This window comes from Marivirga salinae, from assembly GCF_030503855.1.
Lineage (GTDB): Bacteria > Bacteroidota > Bacteroidia > Cytophagales > Cyclobacteriaceae > Marivirga > Marivirga salinarum.
On record NZ_CP129971.1, the window covers coordinates 1,334,954 to 1,351,744 of the forward strand.

6 protein-coding genes are annotated in these 16,791 nt (G+C 36.7%); 4 read left to right on the forward strand and 2 right to left on the reverse strand.

Annotated features, from left to right (window positions below; translation table 11 throughout):
• The first annotated feature begins 55 nt into the window (after positions 1 to 55).
• Positions 56 to 1,741 (forward strand): energy-dependent translational throttle protein EttA, encoded by a 1,686-nt coding sequence (gene ettA / locus QYS49_RS05780; protein WP_308350765.1) that lies wholly within the window; start codon positions 56 to 58, stop codon positions 1,739 to 1,741.
• Between the two features lie 208 nt (positions 1,742 to 1,949).
• Here ettA and QYS49_RS05785 read toward each other — a convergent pair whose 3' ends face one another.
• Both QYS49_RS05785 and QYS49_RS05790 read right to left on the reverse strand, forming a co-directional pair.
• Complete coding sequence (locus tag QYS49_RS05785; protein WP_308350766.1) at positions 1,950 to 3,014, reverse strand: VOC family protein; 1,065 nt, start codon at positions 3,012 to 3,014, stop codon at positions 1,950 to 1,952.
• A 955-nt stretch (positions 3,015 to 3,969) separates the two neighbouring features.
• On the reverse strand, positions 3,970 to 7,074 hold the full coding sequence (locus QYS49_RS05790) for a WD40/YVTN/BNR-like repeat-containing protein (protein WP_308350767.1): 3,105 nt from the start codon (positions 7,072 to 7,074) through the stop codon (positions 3,970 to 3,972).
• Between the two features lie 875 nt (positions 7,075 to 7,949).
• Here QYS49_RS05790 and QYS49_RS05795 point away from each other — a divergent pair.
• The 3 genes from QYS49_RS05795 to QYS49_RS05805 all read left to right on the forward strand — a co-directional run bounded on the left by QYS49_RS05795 (position 7,950) and on the right by QYS49_RS05805 (position 16,397).
• Positions 7,950 to 8,648: an outer membrane beta-barrel protein gene (locus tag QYS49_RS05795; protein WP_308350768.1), complete on the forward strand. Its 699-nt coding sequence runs from the start codon at positions 7,950 to 7,952 to the stop codon at positions 8,646 to 8,648.
• A gap of 17 nt (positions 8,649 to 8,665) precedes the next feature.
• Positions 8,666 to 15,883, forward strand: coding sequence for a T9SS type A sorting domain-containing protein (locus tag QYS49_RS05800; RefSeq protein ID WP_308350769.1), 7,218 nt, complete (start codon positions 8,666 to 8,668; stop codon positions 15,881 to 15,883).
• Between the two features lie 106 nt (positions 15,884 to 15,989).
• Positions 15,990 to 16,397, forward strand: a complete 408-nt coding sequence (locus tag QYS49_RS05805) for a hypothetical protein (protein ID WP_308350770.1) — start codon at positions 15,990 to 15,992, stop codon at positions 16,395 to 16,397.
• Positions 16,398 to 16,791: the final 394 nt, after the last annotated feature.

Genomic DNA, 16,791 nt, shown 5'->3' on the forward strand with positions numbered 1-16,791 from the left:
CTTAATTTGATATTATATTCAATATATAAAGAAAAAAAAGTAATCAAAAACTGATATGAGTGACGAAAAAATTATTTTTTCAATGGAGAAGGTTTCGAAAATCTATCCTCCTAAAAAGACTGTTTTAAAAGATATTTATTTATCCTTTTTCTATGGGGCTAAAATAGGTGTTTTAGGTCTAAATGGTTCAGGAAAATCCTCTTTGTTGAAAATTATTGCCGGAATTGATAAAGATTATCAAGGAGAAGTGGTGGCTTCTAAAGAATATTCTGTGGGGATGCTGGAACAAGAACCTGAATTGGATCCAGATAAAACCGTAAAACAGGTTGTGGAAGAAGGCGTAGCGGAAACCGTTAATCTGTTAAAAGAATTTGAAGAGATTAATGAGAAATTTGCGGATCCTGAAGTCTTGGACAATCCTGACAAAATGAATGACTTGATTGAGCAGCAATCCAAAGTTCAGGAAAAATTGGATCATGCCAATGCTTGGGAGCTCGATAGTAGATTGGAACAAGCAATGGATGCCTTACGCACACCGCCAGCTGATTCACCAGTTAAAAATCTTTCAGGAGGGGAAAAGCGTAGAGTGGCTTTATGCCGATTGTTGTTACAAGAACCTGATGTATTGCTTTTGGATGAACCCACCAACCATTTGGATGCTGAATCTGTGCATTGGTTAGAGCACCACTTACAGCAATATAAAGGAACCGTTATAGCCGTAACTCACGATCGTTATTTCTTAGATAACGTAGCGGGTTGGATTTTAGAATTGGATAGAGGCGAAGGAATTCCATGGAAAGGAAATTATTCTAGCTGGTTGGATCAAAAGCAAAAAAGATTGGCTCAAGAAGAAAAATCTGAATCTAAAAGGCAGAAAACCTTACAGCGAGAATTAGAATGGGTGAGAATGGCACCAAAAGCCCGTCAAGCTAAATCGAAAGCTCGTTTAAGCTCTTATGAAAAAATGCTTGGTGAAGAGGGTAAGGACAAGGAACAAAATTTGGAATTGTTTATTCCACCTGGTCCGCGTTTGGGAAGTAAGGTGATTGAAGCTAAAGGCGTTGCAAAAGCTTATGGTGATAAACTTTTATATGAAGATTTGAATTTCTCTTTACCTCAAGGTGGAATTGTAGGGATAATTGGTCCGAATGGAGCTGGTAAAACTACTTTATTTAAACTGATAACTGGAAAAGAAGAAGCAGATGCAGGTACTTTTGAAGTAGGTGAAACTGTTAAAATCTCATATGTCGATCAGGAACACAATAATTTAGATCCTAATAAATCTGTTTGGGAAAATATTTCAGAAGGCAATGAATGGATTCAGCTAGGAAATAATAAAATCAACTCCAGAGCTTATGTAAGTAAATTTAATTTCGCTGGTGGTGACCAAGAAAAGAAAGTGGGCGTATTGTCAGGTGGTGAAAGAAACAGAGTCCATTTGGCCATGTCTATTAAGCAGGAAGCCAATTTACTTTTACTCGATGAGCCAACCAATGATTTGGATGTGAATACGCTTCGAGCTTTGGAGGAAGGTCTAGAGAATTTTGCAGGCTGTGCCGTAATCATCAGTCACGATAGATGGTTTTTAGATAGAATTTGCACACATATTCTAGCCTTTGAAGGTGATTCTCAAGTCTATTGGTTTGAAGGTAACTTCTCTGACTACGAAGAGAATCGCAAGAAGAGACTTGGAGATGATGCTATTCCTAAAAGGATTAAGTATAAGAAGCTTACGAGATAATTTAGTAAAGCTATAAATTGAAAAACCCGCATGAGGAATTTATTTTCTTCATGCGGGTTTTTTGTATAAAGTATTTTTAATGAAAATGGTATTTGTGACGTTGACTCTTCCAACTTCTCACTCCCAACTTCCAGCTTTTCATGTCAAAACATTCTATGGTCTGACCTGCGGTACTGACTATCACCCAACATCCATCACCCTACACCCATCAACCCTTCACCTCACTCATTCCCATTGCCTTCAGCATAAATCTAGGAAGTGGTTTTTTAGGATTTCTCTTTTTAAGATCTAAATACCAACCTATTTTTTTCATAATCGGCACTTTGTGGGTTTCCACAAATTCAATTAAGGTTCCATCAGGATCTTCAATATAAGTGAAATGACCTGCAGCTTCTCCCATATCAAAGCTATTAGCAGAATCCACTGTGAAATTAAACCCTTTAGCTTCGCACTCTTCTTTTAGTGCCTGCATGCCATTGATGTCATAGCAAAGATGTATATAGCCCAAATCTCCCCAGAATCTATCTTCAAAGATCTTTTTTGGCTTACGGTTTTCAGCCAATACTAATTCAATTTCAGAAGCACCTAAAAGCGGACTAAATGCACCTTCCATTGGTTTGCTGTGGCGTAATAAAATCCTTGTCAATTTTTTATCTCCACCAGGGACTGCTTTTAAGTCATCAAAAACACCTTCTTCTTCATAAATAACAGTGTCATACCCTAATATATCTGAATACAGTGTTCGGGCTTTTTCAATATCTGTAACGCCAATAATAGCACCATTTGGGCCGCCAGGTAAATCTGTTTTTCTTTGCTGAAACCAAGAATTAGAAGTCACAATCTGGAAAATATTATCCCAAGGATCTTTTACGAAAAAAGTGGGTTTTCCATAAGGATCATTTTGTAAATCACCCAAAACATTGAGCCCTCTTCTGTTGAAAAGTTCATAAGTAGCTTCTACATTTTTGCTTTTCATTTTGGCGATATTGATTCCTAAATCACCTAATTGTGGTTCAAACTTTGGGCCTTCAGGCTTTCGGGAAGTGTATTGCCATATTTCAAATCCACCGCCACCTTGCATATTTATTGCTAAAATAGCATGGCGACTTCTAGGCTCACCACCAGTATAGGGTAACATTAGAGCCGCTTCGGCTGCTTCTTCAAAAACTGGTACGCTCATTCCGAAGTTTTGCCTATACCATTTGAAAGCTGCTTGAACATCTGAAACCCCTATTCCAATTTGCTGTATTCCGCTTATTATTTTCCCGCTCATAATATTAGAATTCTATTTTCGGCTAAAATAAGGCAATTGATTGAAAAGGCGAGTATTTGAAGGTGAAAATTGTAATTTTCTGTTTTAAGTGGTAAGAAAGCAGGCTGCCAGCGCAGTTTCTGACGGTTCCAACCGTCTAACGCATAAAGCACAGGCTGGACAACACTCTGAATCTTTCTTTTACATCAAAACGGTCAGACGGGATTAGAGCACAGTTAAAAGAGTATTGCTTTAAAGAAATCATCTTTCTTAAAAGATTTTTCATGCCCCGTCCTTGTGAACGCAAAACCTGTTTCGCATGGAAAACTTTTCTTATACTAGAGTTTCTGACGCTTGAAAAACGCTTTTCATATGTAACAGTTATAATATAGCTATATATTAGATTAGAACGTTCCCGATTAAAATACGGGACAGGCTATTCCTGCGAAGGCAGGAATCTTGACTATTGAAACGAAGTTTCAATACCTTATTCTAAAAGAAATATGAAGGAATTCTTTAAAAGTTTAATTTACTACTAGTGGCTTTCTTAATATTTTAACCAAAGGTTAAAATCAACAGATTCCTGCCTTCGCAGGAATGACGCACAGATCACAATTCATCAAACTTAAAATATGGTAAAGAAAAGCAACAAACCTCAAGCCGATTACCCAGTGTCTGACGGTTTCAACCGTTTGACACATACGGACAAAGCTGTCCAACAGCATGATTCTCTTTCTTTGACAATAAAACGGTCAGACGGGCTTAGAGCATTTTAATAATATTCCGCCATAGTGGATACAGTTGTGGTTATACAATGATATTTACAACCCGTCAGACCGTAACCCGCCAGAAATTACAGATATAAAAAAAACCTTTCCCAAAGTTTCTGACTTCGAAAAAGGTTTTCAAAAATATTTTTAGACATTACCTAATATCGGTCAGACGCGAAATACGTCAGGCCGGAGTAACTGTCTCTTTAATCCAATTTCACCGCTTTTACCTGATTGGCTTGAACCAAATCATTAAATGCACTTACTTTTTTATCCAAAATTTCATTTAAAGCTTCCAAATGTTGGTCTATTCTGGCTGTAACTTCCTTACTAAACTCTATAGCCGATTCAGTTGGTTTGAAATCGCCCATTCCCACCAAACTATTCAAATGCCCTAATTTATTGTTCAATCGGATAGGGTAATTTAGTGGATCCTGTCTGCTTCTGTTTTTAGTTTGATATAAGGACTCTTCAATTTCCTTGATCTCATCCAAAATGCTTGTCCCCATATTTTTAATAGTGTCAGCTTCAGCTTTTTTTATCACATCTTCAATCTGTACTCTTGCTTTTCGGATATCCTTAATAGCCAAATTAGTTTCAGAAAGCTTTGCAATTACCCTGTTTTGGAAATCAAATTGTGCTTTTAAATCTTCCTGTGTAGCACTTGATCTTGGATCTTTTACAATCTCAAATTCTTGGGTTTTCGTTTCTTCATTGATAGAGAGAGCCACATCATATTTCCCAGGAAGTGCTGTTGGGCCGCTTGTTGATGACCACCACAAAATCATGCCCTCAAAAATTTCGGCATCAGGATATCGCATATTCCAGATCAACTGATTACTTCCAGGTTCTACTTCCAACTTTTCTTCTTTTGATTCTTTATCAGGATGAGTACTATAAGTAGCAATCACTTTTCCTGATTTTTCCTTATACTGGATTTTTACAGTATCCGCAGAAGCAGTATCCTTTAGGTGGAAATAGGTAATTACGCCTGATGACATGTTTTCACCAGCAGTTTTCGATTCTTCACTTCTTCCGCCTATTCTATACGTTTTCTTGGGTTGAAATAAGTAGAAATCATTTTGCTTTACCTCATCATTTAATTGATGTAAAACTGTTAAATCATCAATCAACCAAAAGCCTCTTCCTTGAGTAGCTGCAATCAGGTGATTATCCTTAAGGGTCAAATCCGTAATCGGAACAATTGGTAAATTCATTTGAAAATCTTTCCAACTAGCCCCATCATCAAATGAGATATACATTTTCGTTTCAGTTCCAGCATACAGCAATCCTTTTCTTTCTGTGTCAGCCCTAACAACTCTTGTGAAATGATCATTTTGAATTCCATTTACGATTTTTGTCCAGCTTTTACCATAATCTTTGGTTTTATATAAATAAGGTTGATAATCTCCATTTTTATAAGAAGTTGCAGCTATATAAGCCCCACCTTTTGTAAATGGATCCGCTTCAATGCTATTGATCATAATCCATTTAGGCATATTTTCTGGGGTCACATTTTTCCAGCTTCCCCCACCATCTTTGCTGACATGCACCAAACCGTCATCAGAACCTGTCCATAATAAACCTTCTTCATAAGGCGATTCTATTGCTGCGAAAATGGTGCAATAATATTCTACACTCGTATTGTCTTTGGTAATTGGACCACCTGAAGAGCCTAATTTACTAGGGTCGTTTCTAGTCAAATCCGGACTGATAGTTTCCCACTTATGTCCTTCATTGGTGGTGACATGCAAATGGTTGGAAGCCGTATATAATTTATTCGGATCATGAGGTGAGGTGAAAATTGGGAAATTCCATTGGAAACGGTATTTCATTTCTTCAGCTCCATGTCCCATAGGATTATCAGGCCATACGTTGATTGCTCTAATTTCTTCGGAATTATGATTATAGCGTGTTAAAAAGCCATCATAACTTCCGCCATATACCACATCATTATTTTCATTATCAATGGCCAAATGCGCACTTTCACCACCAGCCGTTGATTCCCAATCTCGTTCACCAATCACAGAGCCGGTAGTTCTATGTGCAATTCTTACAGTAGAATTATCTTGCTGAGCTCCATAAATTCTGAACGGGAAGTGATTATCAGTTGTAACTCTGTAAAATTGAGCAGTATTTTGATTCATATAGGTACTCCAATTATCACCTCCATCAAAGCTTACTTGAGCACCTCCATCATCAGCCATGATCATTCGTTGGTTGTCATTAGGATCAATCCACATATCATGATGATCTCCATGTGGTGCTCTATGGGAAGTAAAGGTTTTGCCTCCGTCTTTAGATTGGTGATAGTCTACATTGACTACATACACCATATCTTCATCTTGAGTATCAGCATAAATTCGAGTGTAATACCACGCTCTTTGTCTTAAAGCTCTGTCATCATTGGTCTTTTGCCAAGTTTTCCCAGCATCATCCGAGCGGAAAACACCACCGTTTTCATTTTCAATAATAGTCCACACTCGATTGGAATTTTGAGGAGAAACTGTGATTCCTGATATTCCCCAAACGCCTTTTGGTAATCCTTTATTTTCGGAAAGCTTTTCCCAATTTTCTCCGCTATCTGTAGATTTCCAGATATCCGAGCCAGGCCCGCCACTAGAAAAATTAGAGGGACTTCTTCTTACATTCCAGGTGGAGGCATACATGATTCTTGGGTTATTAGGATCCAGTATTAAATCCACAGCCCCAGCTCTATTGTTGACAAATAATTTTCTTTGCCAGGTTTTTCCTCCATCAGTAGATTTATAAACGCCTCTTTCTTCAGAATCTTTAAAAATATCGCCCATCACTGCTGCATATACTATGTCAGGATTTTGAGGATGAATTCTGACTCTACTGATGTGTCGGCTGTTATCCAATCCGATATGTTCCCAGTTTTTACCGGCATCTACGGATTTATACATGCCATAGCCGTATGACATATTTCCACGTAGGGTTTTTTCTCCGCCTCCTACATAAATTACATTAGGATCACTTTCAGCAATAGCAACTGCCCCAATTGAACCACCAAAATGACCATCTGAAATACTTTCCCAAGTGCTGCCACCATCTTTGGTGCGCCAAACACCACCTCCGGTAGCGCCCATATAAAATAAATTAGGTTCACCAATAACGCCAGTTACTGCAGCGGATCTTCCACCGCGAAATGGCCCAATTCCTCTCCATTCTAGTGCGTCATATATTTTTTCATCATAAGATATTGTATTGTCGGCCTTTCTTCTTTGTGCATCCATATTAAAAGGAATACAGAGTAAGAAGGCTAATAGTAAGCTATATAGTCTGTTCATATGTTTTTGATTTTAAGATGGAATATAATATTTGATTTAATTTAATGCGATCTATATTATATGAGTGGTACAGATCAATAGGTTCTTCTGATTATAAAACTAACCAACACCATGGTTCTCTTTCTTTGACAACAAAACGTTCAGACGAGTTTAGAGCATAGTTGGAAGAGTGTTGTTTTAAAGAAAATTCACCTTTCTCAAAAGAGTCTTTACGACCCGTCAGGCCGTGAACCGCAGATAAGTACTATTAAGTTAGATATCGCTACTACTCTTTCTGAATTTATTGAAAATAGGAAGTTGATTTTAGCAAAGCTAAAAATTAGTTAACCACAAAAGTGACAAAAGAAAACAAAGAAAATAACCAAGGTTATTTGTGATATAAGCTAGTTCCTAACTTTTGGGAAGAGTTAAATAAACACTCTTATAGCACTGAATCACGAACCAATTGCATTAATGTGTTAGAGCTCATTTACCATAAAAAATGCTTTATTTGCATTTTAAGGGCATTCGGAAATTCAAAAATGCTATTTCAGAAATCAGGAAAATCATAATAGCATTGCTCTAATTAATTTTATGTGATTAAACGGTTTTTTCAAACTATTTTATTAAAATTGAATTAGGTTTAAAATTGAATGATTTTAATATTACCCTTGTAAATGTCACTAAAATATTAAATGTCAGGGCTTTATATTTTTTAAATAGTTGATTTACAATCAAATAGATATACATATGTAATATTGATGTACCTAGAAATAGGTATTTAAAAGTATTTTCGATGAAATTGATTGTGTTAATTGATTTATTTATTAATTTAGTGCAATATCTTAAAACAATAATAACAAAGTATATTTTTAAATTAAACTAAAACAATGACTATGAGAAAACAATTAATGCTTTTAACTGCATTGCTATTGATTTCATGTCCTATTTTTGCTCAGGAAGAAGATTCTGGCGAAAGTAGTTCAGGAGGAATGGCAGGGGCAGGTGACCTCTTATTTGAGGTAACGGGAACTCCCTTCAGTGGGACTAGCTTATTGGACTTTTCTGAGTTTAGAGCACGCTATTTTATCACAGAAGATATGGCGGTTCGCTTAGGAATGGAAATGAATTTGAATAATAATCAGCAAACACCTGATGTGGTGACAAATGATAGTTTCTATGGCTTGATGCCGGGTTTTGAATATCATTTCGTAAACGATGGCCCATTTCGTTCTTATGTTGCGGGTGATTTAATGTGGGGACAACGAATAGCAAGTCGTAAGTCAAGCACTGGCCCAACTGTTTTGGGGGCTAATTTTGATCCAGATCCTGCTTTTGGTCCAAATCCAACCCCAACTTCAATTATTCAAAATAGAGCTTACAACCAATTTGGTTTTAGAGCTTCTATAGGTGCTGAATATTATTTCGGAAAGAGATTTTATGTTGGAGGCGAAGTTGGCTTTCAGTACTTAAATCGAAGCAATAAGGAAGTATTTGTTGATGGTGAAAGTTTCCAAGACGCTACTAAGACTAGCTTTGGTTATTTAGATACCAGCAATATACTCAAGATTGGTTTTAGATTTTTAAATTTTTAAACTAAAAAATAGATACAATGAAAAACATAATACTACAAAAAACACGCTACCTCAAAGCGATGATGCTTACGATGCTCGTAGGCTTATTTGCGTTTGGGGCTAATGCGCAAACATTCACAATATCGACTCCACCACCTGCCCCATGGTATGCTGGTCAGGAGGCTACAGTTACTTACGAAGCTTCAGGCTTTGATGCAGGTACAACTTTTATTGTTTGGGATGATGCTGATGGTCAGTTTGACATCGATGAAAGTGAAACTATTTTTGGTAGTTCTACAGCTCAAGGTGCGTCTACAGATATTGACTTCAACTGGGGAGAATCAGGGGCTGTCAACTTGAAACTAGCTGCTTTCTCTGGAAATACTGTAACGGGTGAGGTTGTTACTTTTGAAAGATCAGAAACAACTGTGCTTGGATCTAATAGTACCGGTGAGTACGTACAATTTAACAGAGCTAGTACTAGAAGCTTAACGATTAATGATGTGGATCTCAGTACAACAGATCCAGTTGAACTATCATTTTATTTAGAAGCGGGTAACACAGATGTAGATAATCCAATTGAAGTCTTGTATTCTACTGATGGATTTGCATCAGCTGGTACAGCGTTAACAGAAGATAATTTGGCAACTGCTGAATTTGAAAATATTAACCAATATTTGGAATTTACTCTTCCTACGGCTGCTAAAACCGCAAATACTTCATTCCGAATCAGACAAAAAGGTACTGTTGATTATGGTACAACTAAAAATTGGGCTGTTTATGTTGGTCCTTCAGCTGGTTACACAATTTCTTTTGAAATTGGTGAGACGTATAGCTTTATACAAACTGGTTTTCAGAACGGTGATAATGTTCAGCAGAATCAAATAATTATTGATGATTTATTAGATGAAGCCGATGCATCTGAGACAGTATTTTATCCTGGTGATGAGGTGACTATTGATGCTCAATTGCCAAATGTTGACTTAACTGATTTATCTTTTGTAGCCACTATGGTTAATAACAATACTGGAGCTGAATATCTTTTAGATGTTCAAACTACTCCGGTGAAGGATAATGGTACTAAAGACATTAATGTTAACGGTACTATTCCAACAAATATTGAGTATTATACTGCTGTAAATGGCTGGGATTTTAGACTTCAAGCTTATGAAGGAAGTGAGCCATTATTGGGGGTAAATGAGACTGTAGATTTCAGTGGTGGAATACCTGCTGATTATACTTCTACAAGCACGCAAGTAAACTTTGCAAGAGGAATTTCCTTTAACCAATCAGGTGAAAGATCACTTTTAACGCCAGAATTTGATATCACAAGCACTGATGGTGTATTAAGTTTGACATTCCAAAGACATTCTGATTTGATTAGTCCTGAAGGAACTGATCTTATAGTGGAGTATACTACGGATGGAGAAACTTTCACTGAATTGACTTCAATTGGAATCAATGAATTGATATATGACATTAGCAACTCAACTAATACAACGATTGAAATTGACTCGTGGCCTTCAGGCGTAGTTTCTTCATCTACTCAATTTAGAGTGAGACAAGAAGCTAATAACGGAGCTGGTTTAGACGGGTGGTATTTCAGAGAATTTGATATACAAAATGAAAGCAATATAGTTTCAAATGCTACTATTAATGAAGCTTTTGCTGCATTTACTATGCCAAGACCAGAAGTAACTGCTGACCTTATTGAAGTAGGTGGCGATGGTTTAGCTTTCGCTATGGAAGATTTGACTTACACTTATACAATAGATGAAGGTGCTTTTCCAACTGGTACTTCTGCTCAGTTATTATTGGATAGAAATAATACACCAGGAGACGACATTATTATAGGAACTACAGCAAATATTGCTTCAGGTACTATTAGTTTTACAGTCCCTCCTTTAGAAGCAGGTGATTATGATGTTTACGTAAAAACATTCAATGATCAAAATTATGGTTTTCAGACTTTATCAATTTATGATACAGAGCTTACTGTAACCAATATCACTTATGAAAATCCAGTATTAGTTGCAGGTGAAGAATTTGGTACACCAGGATCTGGAATAACAGTTAATTACTCTTTACTTGGTGATCCAGGAGCGTCAGCTGAAATCATGTTATCCATATATGATGATGAAATAAATGAGTTTGTAATGATTAGTGCTTCAAATACAATAAATGGTACTATCGCTGGGACTCTGCCAATCAACTTCGAATACGACAATCCTCCTAGACTTCAATTATCATTGGGTAATGGCGGAGTTTTTGCGGATAGTCCTTTTAATGAGGAAGTATATGGTGAAACTTTTGGAAGTACAACAATTCCTAGTGGTTTTACTTTTGAAGGGAATTCGATTATTAGCGGTGCTGCTAATAATTTAACTTCTGCTGGTACGAGAAGTGTAACTGCAGATGCACAATCTTTTCAGTATGGAGCGAGAATACGTGTTCAGGGTTTTGTTAATAACTACAATGGTAATCCGCAGGATTTATTTTTGCAAGCATCAACGGACGGTACTTCTTGGATTGATATAGATTCAAAAACAATTACAGGTAGTAGTTATTTAACTTTTGATGTTAATCTACCTAATACGGTTTGGAGCGAAACTACTCAAGTTAGATTGATTTATAACGAAGATGGTGCAGCGGGCTTTGAGGAAAATAGATTTTATGTAGATTTCTTTCAAGCTAGAGTACCGGAATTCTTAAATACTTCTGTTATAGCAGATTTCAATGTAATAGTTCCTTCACTATCGGTAGATCAAGACTTTGATGCTGAACTTCCTACACAATGGTATTATGGTGAAGAATTCACAGTGAATTATAACGCTGTAGGTTTCGCTGCTGGTACTGAGTTTGCTGTAGTGATAGAGCAAGGAAACGAGTATTTTGTTGCTGGTACAAGTAGTGCTCAAGGTTCTGGTTCAGTAACTGCGACTATGCCTACAGTATTGCCACTTGATTTGGATAACCCAAATGATGATTACAACTTTTTCATATATCCTTTTGTTCCAGAGAGTGCTGGGGATACTTATATGCAAGGGGTAACTATTGTAGCTAATGCTCAGGAGGACTTCTTAACTATTTCTGGGGCAAATGATCCTTCTAACTTCACTAATTTGGTGATGGACCAAACTGGAAAACGTGAAATATTAACTAGAGCTTTTGATCTTTCAGGTTCTGATACGGCTACTTTGAGTTTCAGACATAATTGGAATTACGCTCCTTTTGATATTAATGATAATAAAAATATAGTTCCAAGACTGGAGGTATCAATAGATGGTGGTGCAACCTTCCAGACGATAAATGTTGAAAATTTATCACCTGGCGAAATGTCTATGTATGATGAAGGTTTATTGTATGAAGATGATGATTATGAGGTTGGAATTCCTTCAGAATTTTTAACAGAAGCTACGCATTTCAGATGGTCTCAACCTTTAAATCTAGGTCAAAACCAAAATATATGGCAAGTTGAAAATATAGAAATCGAACTTGGTGGCGGAAATGCAATTAAGTCAAATGTATATGATGAGTCAAATACTGATTTTTATGATATCAGTATCAATGCTCCTGATTTAGGAGACTACACTTGGTCACAAGCAGATTTACAAGATGCTGTTTTTAATGGTGAAACATTTGATTATTCATTTGATTATAGGGATGGTTTAGATGCTACAACTGCGGAATTATTCCCTGCTGAAACTACTTTTGATTTCTATTTATATGATGCAGGTGCAGGTCAGTATGTGATGGATCCAGAAACTGAAAATCCATACGTAATTGCAAGCACTACAACTTTAGGTACTGCTCAAGCTGAAATACCTTTCTATGTTGTAAATGGAAATTATCAAGTAAGATTAGCAGCTTCAATAGATAATGAAGGTGAGCCACATTATATCATTGGAGATGAGAGTAATGGTAATCAAGTTGGTAATCTAAATGTATTCTTAAGAGTAGCTGAATTGGTTTACCAAGGCGATCCTAATGCAATCATCTATGCTGGACAAGACGTTACTTTCGGTATCGACATCGAAAATAACGAAACTAATACCGAAACTACTGATGGTTTATTTGCTAATGTAATCCTTACTTTAGGTAATGGAGATAGATTAGTAGTAGCTACGCAAGAAGGTTTAGAAGATGTTTCTTTTGCGTTACCAACGGACGTTTGGGGTGCTGCTTCAGGCGACTTTAGTTTAATGTTGACGGAAAATGCTGCGCTTGCAGAAGTGGGGACTATTTTGGAGAATCAGCAATTTAATAATTTGCAAAACGATTCAGATAACTTCCTTACTTTAGATAATTCTTCATTTTCAAATGTTTCTGGTCGTAGACTCATCACAACACGTGATTTCTTGCCAGCTGAAATTGAAGAAGCAACTTTACTTTCGTATGACGTTAGTTTCAATCAAGTACCTGCTGATTTAACAGCAAATCAGTATGTGATATTTGAATTTTCTACTGACGCAGGAGCTACTTATACTTCATTGGATACTATTCCTGAAACAGGTGCAACCAACAATTTAGTAGGTGATGCAAGAATGTTTGCATTTACTACTGCTATGAAAGAAAATGGTGTTCGTTTCAGATGGAGACAGGAAGAGGCTAAAGGAAACTTCTCAATTGCTGATTTCGATTTTGTATTTGGTGAAACTTTACCATTTGATTATGTAGATGAATCAATTGACATCGCTCAACAAGCTTTATTAGTTACTAATATTGCTCCGTTGGAAATCTGCCCAGGTGATGATATCACATTAAACTATGAAATAAGAGGTAGATTTGGAGCTGATAATGTAGTTACAATTCAATACCGTAATTCAGTAGGTGGTGTTGCTACAATTAATAGCTCTGAAGCCAACTTAGTTGAAGGAACTGGTGAACTTACTTTTAGCTTACCTGGAAATACTTTAACTGCAGGAGCTAATAATGGTACATTCAAAATCCGTTTAATTGCGAATGATGAAACAACAGACAATACGGTTACTGTTAATGGATCTTTCTCTGAAGAAAGTGTAGAATTGGTAGCACCAATTGATCCAGATGCAGATTTCAGTGTTGGTAGCCAACAGCTTTGTGACATTCAGGATGTAATGGTAGATATCACTAATCCGCAGGATTATTTCACTTATCAAGTGATCAATGCTGTAAGTGGTGAGGCTATTGGAGATGCATTAGCTTATGATCCTGAGTTAGGAGATACAGAGATTAATTTAGGAGCATTGGAGGAAGATGTTCGATTAGGTTTACAAATTACGTCTGCTTCTTCAAGTGGTGCAACTTGTAATACAATCACTTCTACAGTAGAAAGAGATTTCTTTGTACAGCCGAATTATGCACTATTCAGCGGTTCAGCAACTGCTGCTACTTTAGTTCAACCTGAAACAGTTGTTGATCTGTGTGGTACTTCTCTTACATTGAGAGCTTCTTACTACAATAGTAATGGTGCTCAGCAAAATGCAATTAATGCTCAGGTAGAATGGTTTAGAGATAATCTACAAACTCCTGTAGGTTCTAATGCTTCATTATCTACTTTTAACAAGTCAGGTGACTATTTTGCTAGAATTACAGACGGTAATTGTATCTATACAACTGAGAGCATTACAGTAAATGTTACAGTTCGTCCAGATCAACCAGCTATTACAGTTGTAAGCGGTGATTTAGTTTCTTGTGATGAGACTAACCAAGTTGTATTAGAAGGACCAGAAGGATTTGCGGTTTATAATTGGACTAGAACTGTAAATGGTGCTTCAGCTACACCTTTTGCGGCTAACCAAAGAACAATTACTGTATCTTCAAATGGAGAATATAGGTTACAGGTTTCTAATGCTACAGAAGCTAACAACTGTAATTTGAGTAATTCTTCTGAACCAGTTATAGTAAACACTGTAACTAATGATGATGTGTCTATCAACATTGCAGGTTTTGGTAATGCTCAGGCGGGACAGGTTTATGATATCTGTGACAATAATGGTACAACCATTTCTGTAAATGGAGCTGTTACGGGTAGTTCAAATGTAAAATGGTTCCAAGACGGTGCGGAATATGCTGCAAATACCAATAATGATGGTACTGTTAACATTAACGTGTCAGGTGCTTATTATGCAGAAGTAACAACTGGTGAGTGTACATTCACCACTCCTGAGGTAACTTTCAATGTATTGGAAGCTCCTGAAGATGCACCTGCAATTACAGCAACCGGTGATCTTACTTTCTGTGATGGTCAAGGTTCTGTTGTATTAGAAGGACCAGAAGGATTTGCTTACTATGAATGGGAGAGAAGAGCACCAGGAAATATAGGTTTTAATGCCTTAAATACTACTGGAGCAACTAGTTCTAATAATACGATAGAAGTAACTCAAGCAGGTACGTATCGCTTGTTAGTAGGTAATGTGTCTGCTGACGGTGCAGTATCTTGTTTAAGCCCTGTTTCTAATACTATTACTGTTAATAGTAGAGCTTTACCAGAGATGCCGAGAGCGACCTTATTTGATAATTCATGTGGAGACGGCCCTGTTACTTTCGTGTTGGATGACTTTTTTGATGGGGTAACAACACAGAATGTTCAATCTAACGTAAGTTATCAATTGATCAATGCGGCTACAGATGAGGCTTCTGGTTTACCAGTAACTGGTAACGCAAGTGATGCTACATACATAACTTCAGATGTAATAACTGAAGAAACTACTTTCTATATTGAGGCAACTTATGCAGATGGTAGTGGATGTACAGTATCGTATCCTGAAACGCGTGCTTTCACGGTTACTCCTAATAATGTAACATTAGAAGTAGAAGGTGCTCAATTGATTGCTAACTATAACGGTAATGCAACAGTAAGATGGTACAGAGATGGTGTGCTTTTAACAGGTGAAACCTCTGATAGAATCACAATTTCTGATGCTGCTGAATATAGCGTAGAAGTAGAGTATGCTTCAGGTTGTGTAGTTACAGCTAGCTCTGCTGACATTGCAGGTAAAGTATTGGGTAATCAAGATGCGATGGCTATGAAAGTAGTATCTTATCCTAACCCAACAATATCTGATGCTACTTTAAATGTGAATAGCCAGTACATGGGTAAACATGAAGTAATTGTAACTTCAATGACAGGTCAAATCATGATGCAATCAAGCTTCGAGAAATCAAGCTTTGAGGCAGAACATGTAATGAATGTTGCGAACCTTGAAGAAGGCATCTACAATGTTCAGATCCGTCATGACGGTTTAACTCAAAATGTAAGAATCATTAAAAAATAAGAATCATGAAATGAGCTCAAATTTTATTCCTCTTAATTTTATTATGAAAGAGGTCTAAAATTTGAGCAAATTCCATGTGGCGATTTAAAATTTAAATTATACACACATGAAAAGATTATTAAATTATATGATGTTCATAGGGATAGCCACACTGGCTATCTCATGTGCTGAACCCGTAGAACCATCTTCTAGCCAGCGAGTAATAGGTACTTGGTCGGTTGAAGAAGTATATGTTCAAGGTCAGGTTGAAAATGGCGATCTTATTGAAAGATTGGTGATCGAACGCGATGGTAATTTCATATTGCAAGATGGAAATGGCGTATTAACAGTGGGCTCATGGTCTTCTGATGATGCGGCATTAACATTAACTCCTGTAGAGGGTGAAGCTGTAGTTTTAAATATTGTGACACTTACTTATGATAAAGGTCACTTTACACAAAACTTAAGCAGTCCAATCTTGGGTGATGTAGAAATACGTTACCTAATGGATAACTTAGGAGAGCAAGATTATTAAGCTAAGCTTTTAATCAAATTATAAATTTCAAAACCCTAACAGGCATTGCTTGTTAGGGTTTTTTTGTGATTTTTAATTAATAAGCTTTGATTATTCATTTTTAATCAATAAGCTTGTTTTATCAATTTAATAATGAAGTCATTACAACAACCATATCAATCTCAAGTAAATGCAATTGCCCAATTGCATAATGGGATGATTATGACTTCGTTTACTATTACTACCACTACCATTACAACCCCGATTCGGGGTTAATATTTTCATATCGCCATAAGGCATATTTTGCCATAAATTCAATTGAAGCCAGAGAATTGACCAGATAGTCTGTGCTTTGGTCTGTCGGTTTGAACCGTCTGAACGATAAATCGAATTGCCAATTATTTAATTACGGGTA

Coding starts and splice junctions, on each gene's coding strand:
- ettA (WP_308350765.1), top strand. CDS start 56: ATGAGTGACGAAAAAATTATTTTTTCAATGGAGAAGGTTTCGAAAATC.
- QYS49_RS05785 (WP_308350766.1), bottom strand. CDS start 3,014: ATGAGCGGGAAAATAATAAGCGGAATACAGCAAATTGGAATAGGGGTT.
- QYS49_RS05790 (WP_308350767.1), bottom strand. CDS start 7,074: ATGAACAGACTATATAGCTTACTATTAGCCTTCTTACTCTGTATTCCT.
- QYS49_RS05795 (WP_308350768.1), top strand. CDS start 7,950: ATGAGAAAACAATTAATGCTTTTAACTGCATTGCTATTGATTTCATGT.
- QYS49_RS05800 (WP_308350769.1), top strand. CDS start 8,666: ATGAAAAACATAATACTACAAAAAACACGCTACCTCAAAGCGATGATG.
- QYS49_RS05805 (WP_308350770.1), top strand. CDS start 15,990: ATGAAAAGATTATTAAATTATATGATGTTCATAGGGATAGCCACACTG.